A 16,857-nucleotide genomic window follows, 5' to 3' on the forward strand; every position below is an offset into this window, starting at 1 on the left:
GGGCCGTATCACGGTGTGCCGCAGGTTTCGCGGAAATAGCCCCGATCGCCGCGGGGCACGAGGTTCCGATCCCGACGGACGATGCTTACTTTGTCGGCCCAGCCCCGGCAGGCCCTTTCCATCCCCTGGGCGGTGTACTCGATCACGATCATGTGGCTATCGAAGGCGGCGACATAGTCTCCACATTCGTTGTACTGGCCGCATTCCTCGACGACGGCAAAGTCGACGCCGACCTCTTTGCGCGCAGCAGCCAGCTGCGGGGCGTTCTTCTGGCCAATGGCCAGGCCCCTTTCATGCGCGCGGACGGCGAGCAGGGCGAGGAACGCCTTCGCGTCATCCGCGGTCAGCAGGCCCTCGGGCACGCGGGTGTAGCTGTCGTAGTTGTCCGGATCGATGGCTTTGTAGCCCTTGGCCGCGCAGTTGTCGATCCAGGTGGTGACCTTTTGCGCAATCCGCCGGCGCTTGGCGTCGGTGTGGACGTCCAGCATCGCCTCCCCCCATTCCTTGTCCATGACCACCGCCCCCGTTCGGTCGCGCAGCAGCAGATCAGCGTCCCATTCGTGTTCCGCGCCAGGCTGGGCCTGGAAGGCGTTGAGATAGCAGATGTTGTAGATTCCCGGGGCGGGCGGCGCGGTGTGGTCACGGGCGACGACGGACACCCCGGCCGGCGGGGGGTACGGGGTGTTGAGCTGGTAGTCGAAGCCCGCTCGCACGGGAGGCACCGCCACCGTGGGCGCCCCCTCGGCAGGCGTCGCAGGCGCCTCGTCGGACACCCCGACCGAGGTCGACGAGGGTGGCACATCCTCGGGTCCGCCGCCCGAACAAGCGGTGGTGAGCAGCGAGGCCACGGCGGCCGACGCGGCGAGCGGCACAACGCACCGACGGAGGAACGATGTGCCGCCACAGTCTGCGGAATAGTCCGAGTTCATGGCACCAATGTTGCGCGCAACGCGGGTTGCAGCAGACCGGAGTGAGCCTGGACCATCTCATCGCACAGGGCCCAGATCTGCTCCACCGTCAACGTCGCCGCAGTGGCTGGATCCATCATCGCCGCGTGCCGGATGTGGCGAGGTTCGTTGTCGACCGCGGCGGATACGACCAGTCCCGTCATGCTCAGATAGGCCCGGTTCAAGGCCGCCAATTGCGGCGGAAGTGAACCGATCGGCTGGGGGTGAACGCCGGACCCGTCGACGACGCAGGGAACTTCGACGATGCCGTCGGGCAGGTTGGTGATCAGGCCGCTGTTCGGGACATTGCCGTACACGGTTCGAGGTGTGTCGCTGACGATGCTGTGAATGATCTGGGGCGCGTATTCCATCGTGCTCTTCACCTCCAGCGGTTTACCTTCGGCCAGCAGACGCCGGGTGCGTTCGTATACCGCGACGTTGTCGGCCACGATGCCGAGGTAGTCACCGACAGGTATCCGCAGCTCCTCGACCTCACTGCGATGGTGCAGGTACCAGGGCACATATTCAGCCGAGTGCTCGCTGGTCTCGGTCGGGTAGTAACCAAGCCGCCGGTACATGTCGACGCGCACGCGGCGACGCAGTTCTGGATCATGCGCGATCAACGCGTCGAGGCGGCCGTACAGGTCCTCGCCCGCATGGGTGAATTCCAGCACCCAAGCCTGATGATTCACCCCGGCCGCGCGGTAAGAAACCTCCTCGAACGGCACATCGACCAGCTCCGCGAGTCCCCGCATGGTCCAGTACACCGAGTGGCACACCCCGACCACGCGGGTCAGGCCGGTGACCTCGCGCAGATACTGCACGTTCATCACCATCGGGTTGGTGTAGTTCAGCAACCACGCTTCCGGGCACACTTGCGCGATGTCCGCGCCGAGCGCCTGCAGGAAAGGAAACGTGCGCAGGCCGCGGAAGATACCGCCGATCCCGAGGGTGTCGCCGATCGTCTGGCGCACGCCGTAGCGGGCCGGGATGTCGAAGTCGATTTCGGTGGCCGCGCCCATGCCGATCTGGACGGTGTTGATGACGAAATCGGCGCCTTCCAGCGCAGTACGCCGGTTGATATGCGCGGTAATGTTCGGGGCGGCGTCGCAGGCCTCGGCGATGAATTTGGCGGCCGCCTCGGCAGTTTCGAGGCGTTCCTGGTCGATGTCGTGCAACGCGATATGCGCTTGCTGTAGTTCGGGAAATGCCAGCAGATCCGCTAGCAATCCCTGAGTGAACTCGACGCTGCCCGCGCCGACGAATGCGATCTTAGTCATGGGTTCTTTCCATTCCGTGGCACGTCGCCATCGCTTCGTCCCAGGTCGGTTGGGCGGTCGTGCCGCCGATGCCGCGCGTGGACAGTGCCCCGCAGATCGCCGCGATCTCGAGCGCCCGCTGTGCCGTGCTGCCTGCGAGGGTTGCGGCGACGAAGCCCGCGTCGAAGCTGTCGCCGGCGCCGACACTGTCCACTGCTATTACAGGTAATCCTTTGGTTCGCAACAGATTCCGGCCGTCGTAGGACAGCGCTCCGGCGGCACCATCCTTCACCACCACGGTCGGGCCGTGCCCGGCAAGCGCGACAGCCGCAGCTTCGACGGTGTCCGCGCCGGCCAACCGCATAGCTTCGGCGGCATTGGGCAAAAGAAAATCGACCTCGGCGTACATTCCCGGCACCTGCCACCGCCCGGCCGGGTCGTCGTTGGTGTCGAGGGACGTGGTGTGTCCCAGCGATCGGACTTCGGCGAACAGCGCCGGAAGCTGGGGCAGCCAGTGCGGGCATCAGGAAGTACGACGCGGCATGGACGTGCCGGCAGCTCCGCAGCAGCGCGCGCGGCACATCGGCCGTGGTGGTCGCCGACAGCGTTCCTGGCGCGGTGACGATCGCCCGGTCGTCGTCCCGGGTGAGCACCACCGTGAGCGGAGTGGCCAGCTCGGGGTCGGTGATCAGGCCCGAGGTGTCTACTCCGTGCGCATCGAGGGAATCTCGCACGAATCGCCCGCTCTCGTCGGCCCCTACGCGGCCGGCGAAAGCGACGGTCAGTCCGAGGCGAGCGGCACCGCAGGCCATGATCGCCCCGGAGCCGCCCAGGGTGAACACCCCGGAGGATGCAAGCTGTTCTCGCTGACCGAATTCCAGCGGTCCGGCCAGCGGTCCGATGATCACGTCGGGGTTGGCATCCCCGATGACCAGCAGGTCGATCATGGTCATCCTTTCAGCCCACTACCGGCTACGGATTGGATGAACGCCTTCTGTGCACCGAGGAACGCCAGCAGCACGGGCGCCACGGTGATCACGTTGCCCGCCATCACCGCAGACCAGTGCGTCTGATGCTGTCCGTGGAAGGTCGTCATGCCAAGCTGCAGGGTGTAGGTGCTGTCGTGGTTGAGGGCGATCAATGGCCAGGTCAGGTCGTTCCACGTGGTCAGGAAAGTCAGCACGGCGACGGTGCTCAGCGCCGGGCGCGAGAGGGGCAGCACGATTTGCCACAACACGCGCAACGTCGAGCAGCCATCGATCCACGCTGCCTCTTCCAGCTCGCGCGGCAGCGACAGGAAGAACTGCCGCATCAAGAACACCGCGAACGGCGTGACCAAGGCCGGCACGATCAGCGCGCCGAGGGTGTCGATGAGGCCGAGCCATTTCATCACGATGAAGGTCGGAATCATCGTGAGCTGGAACGGTACGATCAGCGTCGCCAGCATCAGCACCAGCATCGTTCGTGACCCGAGGAACCGCATCCGAGCGAACGCGTATCCGCCCAGCGTTCCGAAGGCGAGATTCGACACGACCGCGGTACCTGAGACGATCAACGAGTTGACGAACCAGGTGGGGAACTTGGCGTTCGACAACACGAACCGGTAGCCGTCGAGATGAACGCCGGAGGGCCACAGTGTGGGCGGGAACTTGTTGATCTCCGCGTCGGTCATCACCGAGCTGAGCGTCAACCAGATCAGCGGCACCGCGAAGAGCAAGGCTAACGGAGCCAGCAGCAAGTGCCACGCACTGAACGGCAGCCGGAGCCGACGAACAGCACCGTTGGACGAAAGTCGAATACGACTGTGCGCGTGGGCGATCACCGCACATTCCCTTCCGGAGAGCGGCGACGCGCCATGAGCCGCCGTGCCAGGCCTAGTCCCAGCAGGACAACCGCGAGAACATAGGCCGCCGCGGCACCGTAGCCCGCCGTGAAGTTACGGAAAGCCTGCTGCCAGATGAAGAAGACGATCAAGGTCGTCGAGCCGAGCGGGCCGCCTTTGGTCGATACGTACACCAGGTCGAACACCTGTAATGCGGTGATCGTCTGCCACACCAGGAGGAACATCGTCACCGGCATTACCGTGGGAAACACGATGTGCCGCAGCAGGTTCCAGCGACCGGCGCCATCGAGACGCGCGGCCTCGAGCAAGGTCTGCGGCACATCCTGCAGCGCGGCCAGATACACCACGACGCAAAACCCGGACCCGCTCCACAAGGTGATCGCGATCAGGACGAACAGTGCCTGTGCGGGGTCGGTGAGGAATCCCTGCGGAGACAGCCCCACGCGGTGCAGCAACGAATTCACCATACCGACCTGCGGGTCGAGCATGAAGGAGAACAACACGCCCTGAGCGGTCGCCGACACGACGAACGGCACGAAGAACAGCGTCCGATACAGGCTTACGAACCGTAGGCGTCGATTGAGCGCCAGCGCGAGCGCCAGCCCGAGGGCGATGCTCAACGGCACGAACAACACCGTATATATCAGCGTATTCCGCACAGCCTGACCGAAATTCGGATCCTGGAACAAAGCGCTGTAATTGTCCATCCCGACCCAGCGACTCGGTGTAACCAAGTCGTTGGCTTGGAACGACAACAACAGCGACCAGATCACCGGAATCAAGCTCAAGCCGAGGATGATCAGAACAGACGGTGAGATGAACAGCCACGCGGTCCTCGACTCGCGCCGACGTCGGCGCATATCCCGCGGCCGCGGTGTCAAAGTAATAGGAACGGGAGACACGGGACTCCTCAACGGGGAATGTGCAAAGCGGCATCGGCCTCGCGACGACAACGCCGCAACGCCTCCGCTGGACTACGTCGGCCGTACAGAACAGACACAATCGCCTGGCCCAAGGCCTGAGAGATCTGTGGATAGGCCGGATGCACCGGACGGGCTCGCGCATACGCCAAGGCGCGGGTGAACACCTCGAGGCCCTTGATGTCTTCGACCTGGTGCTGCCATTCGGGCAGCGCCTGCGCCGGCCGACTGAGCGGCAGGCTGCCTGCCCCGATATCCCAGCGCACGTCCTGCTGAGGATCGTTGAGCCAATTGACGAATGTCCGTGCGGCGTCGACCCGGGCCGTGCCGTTGTCGAACAGTGTCCAGGTGTCCGGACCCGAAATCGTTATCGGTTTACCGCTGAAGCTGGGCATCGGCACGACGGTGTAGTCCACCTTCGCCTCGATGACCTCGGCCAGCTGCCACTGTCCGGTGATCACCATGCCCATCAGCCCGGACTTGAACACCTGATACATCTGGTCGGTACCCGGTTTGGCGTCGATATAGGCGCTCTTGTCCCGGGCGAGATCGGCAACCACCTGTAGCGCGCGCTCGCCGACGTCGGCGAACCCGACGGTCTTACCGTCGGCAGCGATCACGTCGCCACCCAGATCCCACACCATCGGCCAGAGCCGCCATGTAGTGTCCTCGTCGCCGACGCCGGGCCAGCCGGTCCCGAAGGTGCCGCGGTCGGCATCGGTCAGCTTGCGGGCGGTGTCGGTGAAGTCTTTCCACGACCACCCCGGGACCGGCAGTGCGACACCAGCGTTGGCGAATACCGCGTTGTTGCAGACCACCGCGAGGGAGTCCGTCAAAGCGGGAGCGGCACGCACCCGGCCGTTGAGGGTCAGCGCGGTCTGCACCGGCTGCCAGAGGTCGTTCCATCCAGGCAATGCGTCGGTGAGGTCGACGACGTTCGGGCTGCGGGCGATGCTGGCCAGGTCCGAACCGAAGATGTAAGCGATGTCCGGGAAGGCTCCGGAAGCCAAGGCCGCCAGCACCTTTTGCAGCATTTCGTCGGCGACCACGCCGCCGCCGCCCAGGTCGATCCGGATGTTCGGATATGCCCGTTCGAAATCAGCGACCAGTTCTTCGACCACCACCCGGTTTCGTTCGTTCTGCCCGTGCCAGAGCTGGATTGTCACCCGACCGTCCGGCCCGACACCGCCTTTGGATCCGCCACTACACGCCACCGACACCATGCCCAGCGCCAGCGCGGCGCCGCCGCGAAGTGCAGTGCGACGAGTCAGCGTGGTCACTGAATTCACTTACGGCAGGTTTCGCGGACATATTGGCCACTATTGGGCGCGGTCACCTTCTTGTCGCGCCGCACGATACTAAGCCGGTCCTTGAAATCCGCACACGCATCCGTCAGACCTTTGGCGGAGTATTCGATGACGACCACATGATCGTTGAAAGCCGCCGCATATTTGTCGCATTCACCGAACTGCCCACATTCTTCGGCGACGGCGAAGTCGAGGCCGTTCTTTCGGGCGGCGCCGAGGAGATCGGAGGTGTTCTTCTGTGCGATCGCCAGACCCTTATCGTGTGCGTGCGCCGACAGCAGCTGAATGAACAGCTGCGCCTCGTTCGCGGAGAACAGGCCTTGCGACCGTTCGTAGCTGTCGTAGTTATCGGGTTCGACACCCTGGAAACCCTTGGCGGCGCAGATGTCGATCCAGCCGTTGACCTTCGCGGCGATGCGCTTACGCTTGCCGTCCTCGCGCACATCCAGGATCGCCTCACCCGGCCATCCCTCATCCTCGACAACCTCACCGTCCTCGTTGCGCAGCAGGAGATCTGGATCCCACTGCCCCTGGGCGCCTTCTTGGGTTTGGAATGCGTTCACATAGCAGATGTTGTAAACGCCGGGCGCCGGATCCTTGGTGTAGTCACGCGAAATCACGCTGACGCCGGGAGGCGGGGTGTACGGCGCGCCGATTTGATAATCGAATTCAGCATGCGGCGTCGGAAGTTGCACGGGCGGCGCAGCCGATGCCGGCCCGGCCGAAGCGAGGAGGTTGACCGATACGCAAGCCACAACCAAGGCCATTGCGGCGGACACTCGAACACGATTGATGCTCATCTTGATTCCCATTGACTACTGCGGGTGGCGACCCCGCCTCGGACGGAATCAGAATCCGTCCTGGCGACTGGGGCCGGGCTCAGGTTGTTCACCTATTACCGGCTGGGCGCACCTCGGGCGTCGAATACCGCTCGACGCCCCTGGAGTCAAACAAAGATTTCCGCGTGCGTCAAGAAGCTACAGAATCACATTCGAAAATTGATCGAATCCAATCAACCAACCACCGTGCACGATCAGGACAGCACACCGTCCTCGGTGTCGATCAGGCCAGCCGCGCGGCAGAGACCAGCGCACGCAGCAGTCGCAGATGGTCGGCGTCGGCCACAGCGCGCTCTACCGGTGGGTCAAGAACCGCGACGAGCTCGTCGATCTCCTCAGCGAGATCGTCGTCGAGCGAATCCTGCTGCGAGCCAACGCCGGAGACCTCGAATGGCGAGCCTGGCTCACCCGGCTCGCGTGGACGATGCACGTACGACCGTGAACCGTTGGGTCCGCACGGTTATCACCGGGCGTCCATGTCGTCCATTTTGGCCGCGGCGTCACTCATGCCCTTGCTGAACCTGCCCGCCGAATCGACCATGTTGTCGCCGCCAGCGAGCAGGTTCTCTTCGGACTTCGCATAACCCTTGTCGCCCTTGACGAACTTGTCGCCATAGTCGTCATGGCCCCACGGATTACCCTGCGCCTGGATCGCGTTCTTCAGCGTGGTGACGATGTCCTTCGCCTTGTCACCGAGCTCGTCCATCCCGCCCGCGGCCTGCCGCAATCGACTGGTATCTACGCGGACCCTGTTGTTTCCCACCATGACGGTCTCCTAGTTCTGCTCTGAATTCAATACCGGTCTTCGGGACGCCCTGGTTCCCAATGGGTTTCCAGACGCTGCATCAAAATGTCGATATCCTGCTGAATCCGCTCGACCAGCATCCGGCGATTCGTGCCCACCGCGAACGGCGGCTCGTCCAGCGACATCACATACCGGCCGTCATCAATCACATCACGCCACATCATCGTCGTCTTCCGAATCCCGCGCGGCCCGTACTTCGACCGCCCCTGCGCAACCACGATCGAGCCCGTGCAATCGGCAGGACGCTGAAAGAACTGCTGTGTCCGATAGACCAACTTGTCTTCCCGATCGTCACGGATATAGCTGCCGCCCCAACTCGGTGCGACATCCTCGGCGGAGTCGGTGACGATCGGAATACCCGGCAGACGACCGGCCTCCACCCGTGGCAGCAACTCCTCCACGGCGACGGCCAGCCTGCGTGGATCACACTCGGTCACCGTGAACGCGACGGTGTCGTAGGTGAGCGGCCCGGGCGCCTGCTCGAAGACGAACGCGATAGCGCCTGCGCGAGCGGCATATACGCGCAGCGCCCGCGCCGAGTTGCGCATATTTCGTTCGTCCCAACTCGACACCTCCACATACAGCTCGGGGGCGCGCAGCACCTCGATCGCGCCGTCGAACCAGCCGTCCAGCCGCTGGCGCAGATCCTCCCACGCCGCACGTTTGCGGCGCTCCAACTCGTCTGCGAAGACCACCTCGTCGCTCTCGAGCCAAAACGGTTTGGGCAGCAGGCCTTGACGATGCCGCTCACACAGCACGACAAATTCGAGCACCGTGAATTTCCACTGGTGCGTCACGGCTCGATCACCGGTTTCGACTGCTCGAGGCCCTCACCGAGCAGACCATCCAGATAGACTGCCGCATCCAGATACTTGGGTCGCTTGTACTCATTGCCGGCACCACCCTGTGCTCCGGGGCCGGGCCCAGGGCCCATCGGCATTCCCGAACCGGCGGGACCGGTACCTCCCGCCTGCATGGCCTGAATCTGTGCATTGTCGAACCCGCCCGGCGCCGACGCCCGCGGGAACAACTTCGACCCCACGTTGGCATGGGCGCTGAGCGGCGTATGCGGTGCACCACCGCCATCCCCAGGAATTCCGGCATGCCCAGGGCCAGGGCCAGGGCCACCGAGGGCAGCCGCGATATCTTTCGGAATCGCACTGCTGTCGAAACCGGGGATATCGAGACTCTGCAGATCCCCCAGTCCCGGAATACCGACCATGCCATTGGGCGCCAGACCGGCGAGTACCTGGGTGCCGGTCTTCACCACATCGGTGAGCGCCGAGGTCACCCCCTTGAAACCGTCGACCAACGTCTTCACAAGGTCGGTGCCGCCCGGAGTCTGGGCCAGCGTTTGCCCCAGATTGCTCAACGTCTCCGGGCTCAGCTTGCGCAGCATCTCCGGATCCAGCTTGCTCAGCGTGTCCGGATCCAACCCCTTCAGTCCATCCGGGCCGAGACCGCCGAGGAGGTCGTTACCGAACTTCTTCAGATCCTCGGGACTCATGTGCTGCAACAGATCCGAGCCCAGCTTCTGCAACGCCTCCGGGCTCATGTTCTTCAACAGATCCGGGTTCAGGCCACCGAGCAGATCCTTACCGATCTTCTGCAGTGCGTCCGGACTCAGATCCTTGAACGGATTCTCGCCGTGCATCAGCTTGTTGATCAAATCCTGGGGCGATTTCGGCGGCGTCTGCTGCCCCGGTTTGTTGCCGGGCAGGGGCGTGGGGTTGAGCGGCTGATAGCTCGCCGGATTGGTCTGCGGATAGTTGGAGTTGTTGGAGCCGTCGCCGCCATTGTTGCCGCCACCGCTGTTGTCCCCACCGCCCTGGTCTCCGCCACCCGGGGAATTGACTTTGGGGGAGTTGGGCGGATTCGAGCCACCGGTACCCTTCGAACCGTCGCCCCCCTGGGAACCGCCATTGTTCGAGCCGTCGCCGGAGCCCCCGGACTTACCCTGGTTGTAGCCGTCCTGAAATCCTCCCTTGTAATTGGGGCTGTTCTTGTCGATGTTGCCATTACCGCTGTTACTGCCACCGCCGTTGTTACCGCCAGCGTTGTTACCGCCAGCGTTGTTGCCGCCAGCGTTGTTACCGCCAGCGTTGTTACCGCCACCAGCGTCCTTCTTGCCCTGGTTTAAGCCGTCCTGATATCCGGCCTTGTATTCAGGGCTGTTCTTGTCGACGTTGTTGTTCCCACCGTTGTTGCTGCCGCTGTTATTGCTGCCGCTGTTATTGTTCCCGCTGTTGTTGTTCCCGCTGTTGTTGTTCCCGCTGTTGTTGTTCCCGCCGTTGTTGTTCCCGCCGTTGTTGTTGCCACCCGGCGGCGGGGTCGGCGCGGCACCGGTGACGGCCACCATGGGCATGGCCTTGACTGCGTTCTCGATACCGGGCATATACGCGCTCTTGTACCGCTCACGCCAATCGCCTAGTTTCTTCATCTTGTAGCAATATTCGGACCGGTCGTTGTCCCAAGGAAGCGACGGTATGTCCTGACGCATGTAGTTCAACCACTGGGCGCAGTAGAGGAGATCGCTCCCCAGGTTCTGCAGCGCTTTGGCGAAGGAGTCCGAATTGTCGGTGAATCGCCCGATAGCCTTGACGGCCTGGTCCGCGCCTTCACCGGTCCACATCTCGGAGTTCACCCGCTTCAGTGCCGCGTTCAGGTCCGCGAGATCACGCGAGAGGTTTCCGCTCATCCACGTGTACCGGGTGCCGACATCGTATGCCAGCTGATCATGTTTTTTCAGGGATTCACCGAAATAATAGTATTTGTCGTACGTCCACAGGTCGGCATTCTCGACGTCAATCCCCTTTTCGTTGCCCGCCCCGGCCGCGGGCTTCAACGGGTTGGGCTTGTCGGAGAGTGACGACATCGTCGTAATCTTCGCTGGATCGCCCTTCGGCGGCGTCTTGTTCGTCAGCGCGGCCTGCAGATCGCCGACCTGGTTGAGCTTGGCGAGATCGTCGGAATTCTTCTTATCGGTCCGGAGATAGCCGCCGCCGGCGCTACGGAACGTATCGCCCATGTCCTCGAGGATCCGCTTCATCGTATCCATAGTCGCGATGATGTCATTGCCCTTGGTATTGAACCGGCGAGTCAGCGCCATACCGCCGTTCTCATTGGACCATACTTCCATGTCGTTCATATGATTTTCTTTGATGAAGTCCTGGTACCACGTCAGGTTTTCGATCATGTCGTGGCACCGCGATACGCATTCGACCGTCGCCTTGATATCGAACTTCAGCCCGTCGATCCCCAACCTGCCGTGGTCCGCGTTGGAGCGGTTCTTTTCCCAGTCGTCGTACGTCGCCTTGGTCGTGTCGTCGATCTTCGGGGGATCGTCAGCCATCTGCGTTACTCCTCATGGTCTTCGTGGTGGGCCGCTTCTCAACGACCGGTTCGGTTGCGGATATCGAAGCCCCCAGAAGGAATCCGACATCGGTCGAGTCGCTCGTTCCGGCGCGCTGCTCGGACTCCTCGTCCGGCGAGGGCATCAGCACCGATCGAGGCTTCTTCCGCGGCTTGTCGTCCTTCTTGCGATTCCGAGGCGACTGTTTCTTCGGCGGCCCGGCAGTATTGCCGGGCGCTGCTCCCGGTTGCGCTGCTCCCGGCGGCGCGGCTGCGGGGGCAGTGGGCGGCGCGGCGGGCGCGTGCCCGTCCGGCATAGTGGGTGCTCTTCCCGGCGTGGACGGAGACGCGTGCGCATTTGGTCCGGAATTCTCTTGCTGCCCAGGGGTTCCCGCATGCAGCGGGTCCGCCGGATGGCTTCCGGATCCCGGTGCGCTCTGCTGGTCGCCGGAACCCGCGACACCTGAATCGCTCCCAGCGCCGGTCCCATCGGGGGCGTGCTCGGAGCCCGGCGCATCCGAATCGCCCCCGACACCAGTACCGTCCGACGCGTCTGCGGAACCGTGCACGCCCGAATCGCTCCCGACACCAGTACCGTCCGGCGTGCGCTCGGAACCCGGCGCACCCGAGTGGTTCTTGGCGCCCGACGGATCCGTGAGCGAGCTCGAATCGTTCTCGTCACCAGCGGTATTCGAGACCCCAGGCCGGACTGGCGGCCGATGGCCGTCCGAGTCCCGCGATGCGCCTGAAGCAGCCGAGTCCTCCGCTGCCCCCGGCCGATCCGGCGAACCCAGGTCACTCGGCGCAAGCGGAGATCGCGGCGGTTTCAGCAGATCTCGAATATTGAGAGCGGTGGGTTGATCGAGGCTGTTCTGCCCCGCCCGTCCCAAGCGATCCCCGCGCCGGGCGTCCAGGTCCGATCCTCCGGTGTCGTTCGGGCCGCCCGGCGGGTTCGCCCCAACCGATCCCGGTCCGCCGAGCGGTGTCGGCAGGCCACCGCCCAGGTTCCAGAAGTCCGGCGACGGCTCGCCCTCGTGTCGCTCGCCCGCACCGCCCTCACCCGGTGACCGGAACGAATCATCCGCGTACGGCGGAGGTTCCAGATTCTCCGCGGCATGCAGATTCTGGAGCATCCGCGCCAGCATCGCTGGATCCGGTCGGGGTGGTGGCGGCCGGTGTGCGGGCGGCGGCTGCTGCCGATCATTGCCCGGGGAGTCGTGCCCGCCGGCATGGCCGCCGCTCTCACCGGTGCCACCCGATCCATTGGGGTTGCTACCGAGGCCGCGATCGCCGAACCGTTGGCCACTGCCCGGACCGCCGGAGTTGTCACCCTCACCGGAATCGCCAGGGCGGCCGCCAGCGCCGGAACTGTTGGAGTTGCCACCGTGACCAGGACCGCCGACGTGCCAGCCGCCGGAACTCCGATCATCGTCGTCCGGACCGGGATTCGGTGGTCCCTCGTCGTAGAAATCATGATGATCCGGCGGCGGCCAGTAATCCGCATGCGGAGACCCCGAGCCGTACCTGGGATCCCAATACCCCTCCGGCGCAATTCGTTTCGACGCATTCTGGACGTCATACCCTGGCGGAATCCAGTCGTCGGCAATCGGCGCGATCGGCGCCTGATACCCACCGAGGGGTCCATCGTCTCGCTTCGGCAGATGCGGCTTGATCTTGGCGGTCAGCTGGTCGCCGGCGACGTAGGGACTTCTCGGGTCGACCGGCGGCGCGACCGTCCCATCCGGCGCGGAGATGTGTACCTTGTTGTTCTCGTCGACCTTCCACGTGGTGCCGTCTCCCCTGCTGCCCCAGGCCGTCTCATCCTCCGCGGTAACCCGAACGGCCCCGTCACCGCGAACCTCCCGCACTGGCCCGCCCTCGAGGTTCCCGACGAAAGCCGTACCGTCCGTGCGGGTCCCACGCACCACCCCATCGCCGTCGGTGAAACGCGCACCGTGCGGACCGATCTCCGACACCGACTCGTCGCCGTGCACGACCCGGAACCCCTTCGGCGTCGTCTCCAGTTGCGCGCCGTTGGACAACGCGATCGGCTCGTTCATCGGCCGCGATTCGGTGTGCCCGTTGGGCGCGGTCACCCGTACCGACTGACCCGAGCCCCGCTCGTAGGTGGTGCCGTCCTCGAACACCTTGATGCCTTTGGGCGAGGACTCGAAGCCGATCCCGTCCGGCCGATCCATCTGGACGACACCGGGTTTGCGCGGACCGTCGCTCAGGTCATGGTGGATCACCGTATGGTCGGGATGCTCGGTCCGCCCGCCACCCCGCAGATCCGCGGCATCGAACACCACATGCTTGGTGCTGTCGGGATGTTCGACGGTGACCGCGCGGTTGGGCTCGACGGTCTGCCTGGTCTGGTCGGGCCCGGTGATCACGGTGGGTTTACCCGGCCCGGACTCGATTACCGTGCGGTCGGCCTTGTGCACGGTCGTGTCGCGGGTAGGTGAGGCGAATTCCGTTGCCCCGTCCGGTCTTACGGTTAGGGTCCAATCGTCGCGAGACTTCGTCCGCACCGAACCGTCGCCCAGTACCGCGTGGGAGACGCCGTCGGGCCGGGTGAACGTCGGCGACTGCACCCCGGTGCCCTTGCCGGGGGTCGCCGCCGGGCCGCTGCCGTCCGGTCCGACGAACACGATCGCGTGATCGGCATCGATCTTCATCAACTGCGGATCATCGGGACGCCCCACCAGGATGGTCCGGTCGCCGCCGACGACGTGTCTGGTGCCGTCCGGAGAGGTGACGACCAGGTTGCCGTCCGCATCCCGTTCACGGCCGATCGTAACGATGTGCTCGGTGTCGTCGTGTGTGGTGATCGTGGCCGAGTCCTCGAACCGGGTGTGGGTGGCCGTTCCATCCGGCTCGAATACCGTGCGGTCGTTCCACGGCGAACGGAGTTCCGCTGCGCCGCTGCCCTTGACGATCGTCGTCGACCCGTCCGGGGACTTCGTCCGTACGGATCCATCGTCGAGCACCGTGTGCTCGGTGCCGTCATTACGGCCGAAGCCGAACTCTCCGTCCCGGCCCGGTCTACTCGGCGCGTCGGCCCGCGAATTCGGTGCTGCACCAGGTTCATTGCCACTCTTGGGCACGAATTCGACCGAGCGATCCGGACCGACCTTGACCCATGCCGAATCCTCGGGGCGCCCGAAGAAAATGTTCCCGTGCTCGTCCACCCGGTGCTGGGTGCCGTCGGGCGAGGTGACCACCACATCGCCGGACTCACTGCGCGACCAATTGGGATGCTCCTGATCACCCCCGAACGTCTGGACACCAGGTTCGGCGCCGTCGTGCCCACGCTTCCCGTCCGGACCTGAAGGCCGGTCCGGCGCAACCGATCCCCGTGGCGGTACCGCATCGGACTCCGGTGGCCGCTGCCGCGCCGGCGAGCTACCACCCGAATCCGGTACCGGCGTGTGCCGTGGCGGCGGCTGATCCCCGGAACCAGCACCCGACCCGGAGGGCCGCGAAACCTGCGGCGGCCCATCGGGGGTCAGCCGCACCGGGCGACGCTGCGGCGACTCCAGTTCGCTCGAACTCGACGACCCCGGCCCCGAACGACCCGGCGGCGGCTGCGAGTCGTTCGAACCCAACGGCGACACCGGGCGACTCGGCAGTGGCTGCGAGTCATTCGAACCCAACGACGACACCGACCCCGAACGACTCGGCGGCGGCGATTCGCTCGAACTCAGCGACGACACCGACCCCGAACGACCCGGCGGCAGCTGCGAACCAGCAGACCCCGTGGCCGACACTGGCGTCGATGGACGCTGCGATTGTCCCGCAACGATATTCGAGTCGGGTACCTGACGCGACGGCGACTCGAGGCCGCTCTTGGGCGGTTGCGACACCGAACCGTCGCTCCCGGGGAACGGGCGTGTGCCGGGCGGACCGCCCGCAGGCCGGTCGCTCCCCCCACCGGTCACCGACGAGCCGCGTCCGTTCTCGGACAGGTTCGAGGACGGCGCTTTCGGCGAGGACGATGGGTTCGCGCCGGACGAACTTCCGTTGTTGCCGGAATGACTCGCGGACGCCGGGGACTCGGTGCGGCCGCCCGCAGCCGCCGAACCGTTCGACGAACCCGAACTGCCGTTCGACGACGCGTTCGACGAGTGCGAGCCACTATTCGAGACCGGTTCGTACCGACCGGAATTGGACGAGGCGTCCGACCCATTGCCGGTGCGGCTATGCTCCGTAGCCGGAGACACCTGCGGTCTCGTATTCGGATTGCCCGAATCCGAGCCGCCCGCACTACCGTGGCCGAACCGCGAGTTACCTTGCGTCACCGGCTCTTCCGGAGTACGGCCCCCGTTAGACGAGGCCGGGTGCGTGGCCCGCGGACTCTGCCCGCCCTCGGACGATCCCGACCTGTCGCCGGACGAATGGGAACCATCGAAGACGTCCCGATCACCGCCCCGCGATCCGTTCGATCCGTTCGATCCGACCGGCCGATCCTGACTTGTGGCATGCTCGCCACCGAATCCTTTGCCGTCGAATCCGTTCCGGGAACCGTGGGATTCGGCCCCGCCCGGATCGAAGGAGAACCCGTCCCGCCCCGGATTGCGCACCGACGCATCCCCGGACAGCTTCCACTCGACTTCGAAGCTCTTGTTACCGAACTTGTTGTGGCCGAAGTAGCCCTTGGCCCCGCCCACGAGCCCACCGTGTGCCAGACCGCCGACCCAGGCGTGCGGGTTGCCGAGGGTCTCGGACCAGTCACCGCTGACAACGCCTGCGCCGATCCCACCGAAGAGGCCGAACACCGGGCTGGAACCCATACCGACGATCGCGCCGTTCCCGAACCGGACCCACGGATTCGCCAGCTTGTTGCCGAAGAATTTCGTCGTGTACTTGTTGATCCAGTTGCCGGCGGCCCCGCCGAACGGTGCGCCGAGGCCGCCCGCGGCCACCGAGGTACCGAATTCCTTCCAGTTGAAATTCTTCCGATGCCCACCGGGTCCCATCTGGCTGACCTGGACCACCGCGTCCAGCCCACCGGAGATGAGCGCTCCCTCCAGGATCTTCATCACCCACCCCTTGCTGAGGTTGGCGAACTTCTCCCCGAAAACCGACAGCACCTTGGCCACGATTCGTTCCTGGATCTGCAATTCCAGGCGGCGCACCACGATTTGGGTGGCCGCTTCCTCGGCCGCCTGCTGGGCCGGCGCGGTCGGCGGGAATGCCCACGCCCAGGCGATTTCGATGGCCAGCGCCGCCAGCGAAACAATGGTCATCAGTTTCGCGGCCTGAACCGAAGTGCCGAAATCCTCGGTCGCGTCGAACATCTGGTCCATGAAATGCGCCAGCGAATCCATCGACTGGCCACCGGTCAGCAGCTGATCGAACATCGTGCCGATCTTGTCCCCGCCGGCGCCCTCGGGATATGCGGAGACCGAGACGCGTTTCACGTCCGCGATTTCCGGAGTCAGTTTCCGCAGCGCCGCACCGGCGTGCTTGTAAGCATCCGAAACCGCCCAGACCTTGTCCTCGTCACCCTCGGGCCACGCACCGCCCGCGATCCATCCCAGCCAGCTCAGTTCCGGCGGCAGATACAGACTCATCCCGCAGCGA

At 64.7% G+C, this 16,857-nt stretch carries 12 protein-coding genes and 1 pseudogene; 1 reads left to right on the forward strand and 12 read right to left on the reverse strand.

Annotated features, from left to right (window positions below; all coding sequences use genetic code 11):
* Window positions 1-8 precede the first annotated feature (8 nt).
* The 8 genes and pseudogenes from ACIBK2_RS23680 to ACIBK2_RS23715 form a co-directional block, all read right to left on the reverse strand.
* Window positions 9-929 carry an endo alpha-1,4 polygalactosaminidase gene (locus ACIBK2_RS23680; protein WP_396969832.1) on the reverse strand — a complete coding sequence of 307 codons (921 nt, stop codon included), beginning with the start codon at window positions 927-929 and terminating at the stop codon, window positions 9-11.
* Window positions 926-2,227 (reverse strand): alpha-glucosidase/alpha-galactosidase, encoded by a 1,302-nt coding sequence (locus ACIBK2_RS23685; protein WP_396969833.1) that lies wholly within the window; start codon window positions 2,225-2,227, stop codon window positions 926-928. Before ACIBK2_RS23685 ends, ACIBK2_RS23680 begins: the two co-directional genes overlap by 4 nt.
* Window positions 2,220-2,717: a carbohydrate kinase family protein gene (locus tag ACIBK2_RS23690; RefSeq protein ID WP_396969956.1), complete on the reverse strand. Its 498-nt coding sequence runs from the start codon at window positions 2,715-2,717 to the stop codon at window positions 2,220-2,222. The genes ACIBK2_RS23685 and ACIBK2_RS23690 overlap by 8 nt, the downstream gene beginning before the upstream one ends.
* 19 nt (window positions 2,718-2,736) lie before the next feature.
* Window positions 2,737-3,159 (reverse strand): annotated as a pseudogene (locus ACIBK2_RS23695) (carbohydrate kinase family protein); the annotation flags it as partial.
* Window positions 3,156-4,028, reverse strand: coding sequence for a carbohydrate ABC transporter permease (locus tag ACIBK2_RS23700; RefSeq protein ID WP_396969835.1), 873 nt, complete (start codon window positions 4,026-4,028; stop codon window positions 3,156-3,158). The pseudogene ACIBK2_RS23695 and the gene ACIBK2_RS23700, both read right to left, overlap by 4 nt.
* On the reverse strand, window positions 4,025-4,837 hold the full coding sequence (locus ACIBK2_RS23705) for a carbohydrate ABC transporter permease (protein WP_396969837.1): 813 nt from the start codon (window positions 4,835-4,837) through the stop codon (window positions 4,025-4,027). The genes ACIBK2_RS23700 and ACIBK2_RS23705 overlap by 4 nt, the downstream gene beginning before the upstream one ends.
* A 122-nt stretch (window positions 4,838-4,959) precedes the next feature.
* Window positions 4,960-6,258 carry an extracellular solute-binding protein gene (locus ACIBK2_RS23710; protein ID WP_396969839.1) on the reverse strand — a complete coding sequence of 433 codons (1,299 nt, stop codon included), beginning with the start codon at window positions 6,256-6,258 and terminating at the stop codon, window positions 4,960-4,962.
* Entirely contained in the window at window positions 6,255-7,076 is an 822-nt protein-coding gene (locus ACIBK2_RS23715; protein ID WP_396969841.1) for an endo alpha-1,4 polygalactosaminidase, read from the reverse strand. Before ACIBK2_RS23715 ends, ACIBK2_RS23710 begins: the two co-directional genes overlap by 4 nt.
* Window positions 7,077-7,383: 307 nt before the next feature.
* On the opposite strand from ACIBK2_RS23715, the gene ACIBK2_RS23720 reads away from it, so the two are divergent.
* Entirely contained in the window at window positions 7,384-7,557 is a 174-nt protein-coding gene (locus tag ACIBK2_RS23720; protein WP_396969843.1) for a hypothetical protein, read from the forward strand.
* Between the two features lie 21 nt (window positions 7,558-7,578).
* Here ACIBK2_RS23720 and ACIBK2_RS23725 read toward each other — a convergent pair whose 3' ends face one another.
* Genes ACIBK2_RS23725 through ACIBK2_RS23740 form a run of 4 tightly spaced genes read right to left on the reverse strand, consistent with a single transcriptional unit; the run spans window position 7,579 to window position 16,847 of the window.
* Window positions 7,579-7,881, reverse strand: a complete 303-nt coding sequence (locus ACIBK2_RS23725) for a hypothetical protein (RefSeq protein WP_396969845.1) — start codon at window positions 7,879-7,881, stop codon at window positions 7,579-7,581.
* A 26-nt stretch (window positions 7,882-7,907) separates the two neighbouring features.
* On the reverse strand, window positions 7,908-8,693 hold the full coding sequence (locus ACIBK2_RS23730; RefSeq protein ID WP_396969847.1) for an ESX secretion-associated protein EspG: 786 nt from the start codon (window positions 8,691-8,693) through the stop codon (window positions 7,908-7,910).
* 20 nt (window positions 8,694-8,713) lie between these two features.
* Window positions 8,714-11,272 carry a hypothetical protein gene (locus tag ACIBK2_RS23735; protein WP_396969849.1) on the reverse strand — a complete coding sequence of 853 codons (2,559 nt, stop codon included), beginning with the start codon at window positions 11,270-11,272 and terminating at the stop codon, window positions 8,714-8,716.
* Complete coding sequence (locus ACIBK2_RS23740) at window positions 11,265-16,847, reverse strand: hypothetical protein (RefSeq protein WP_396969851.1); 5,583 nt, start codon at window positions 16,845-16,847, stop codon at window positions 11,265-11,267. The genes ACIBK2_RS23735 and ACIBK2_RS23740 overlap by 8 nt, the downstream gene beginning before the upstream one ends.
* Window positions 16,848-16,857: the final 10 nt, after the last annotated feature.

This window comes from Nocardia sp. NPDC050175 (genome assembly GCF_044459885.1).
Classification (GTDB): Bacteria; Actinomycetota; Actinomycetes; order Mycobacteriales; family Mycobacteriaceae; genus Nocardia.

Excerpts from the sequence above, each read along its gene's own strand:
- ACIBK2_RS23680 (WP_396969832.1), bottom strand. The coding sequence starts at position 929 with ATGAACTCGGACTATTCCGCAGACTGTGGCGGCACATCGTTCCTCCGT.
- ACIBK2_RS23685 (WP_396969833.1), bottom strand. The coding sequence starts at position 2,227 with ATGACTAAGATCGCATTCGTCGGCGCGGGCAGCGTCGAGTTCACTCAG.
- ACIBK2_RS23715 (WP_396969841.1), bottom strand. The coding sequence starts at position 7,076 with ATGAGCATCAATCGTGTTCGAGTGTCCGCCGCAATGGCCTTGGTTGTG.
- ACIBK2_RS23720 (WP_396969843.1), top strand. The coding sequence starts at position 7,384 with ATGGTCGGCGTCGGCCACAGCGCGCTCTACCGGTGGGTCAAGAACCGC.
- ACIBK2_RS23725 (WP_396969845.1), bottom strand. The coding sequence starts at position 7,881 with ATGGTGGGAAACAACAGGGTCCGCGTAGATACCAGTCGATTGCGGCAG.
- ACIBK2_RS23735 (WP_396969849.1), bottom strand. The coding sequence starts at position 11,272 with ATGGCTGACGATCCCCCGAAGATCGACGACACGACCAAGGCGACGTAC.
- ACIBK2_RS23740 (WP_396969851.1), bottom strand. The coding sequence starts at position 16,847 with ATGAGTCTGTATCTGCCGCCGGAACTGAGCTGGCTGGGATGGATCGCG.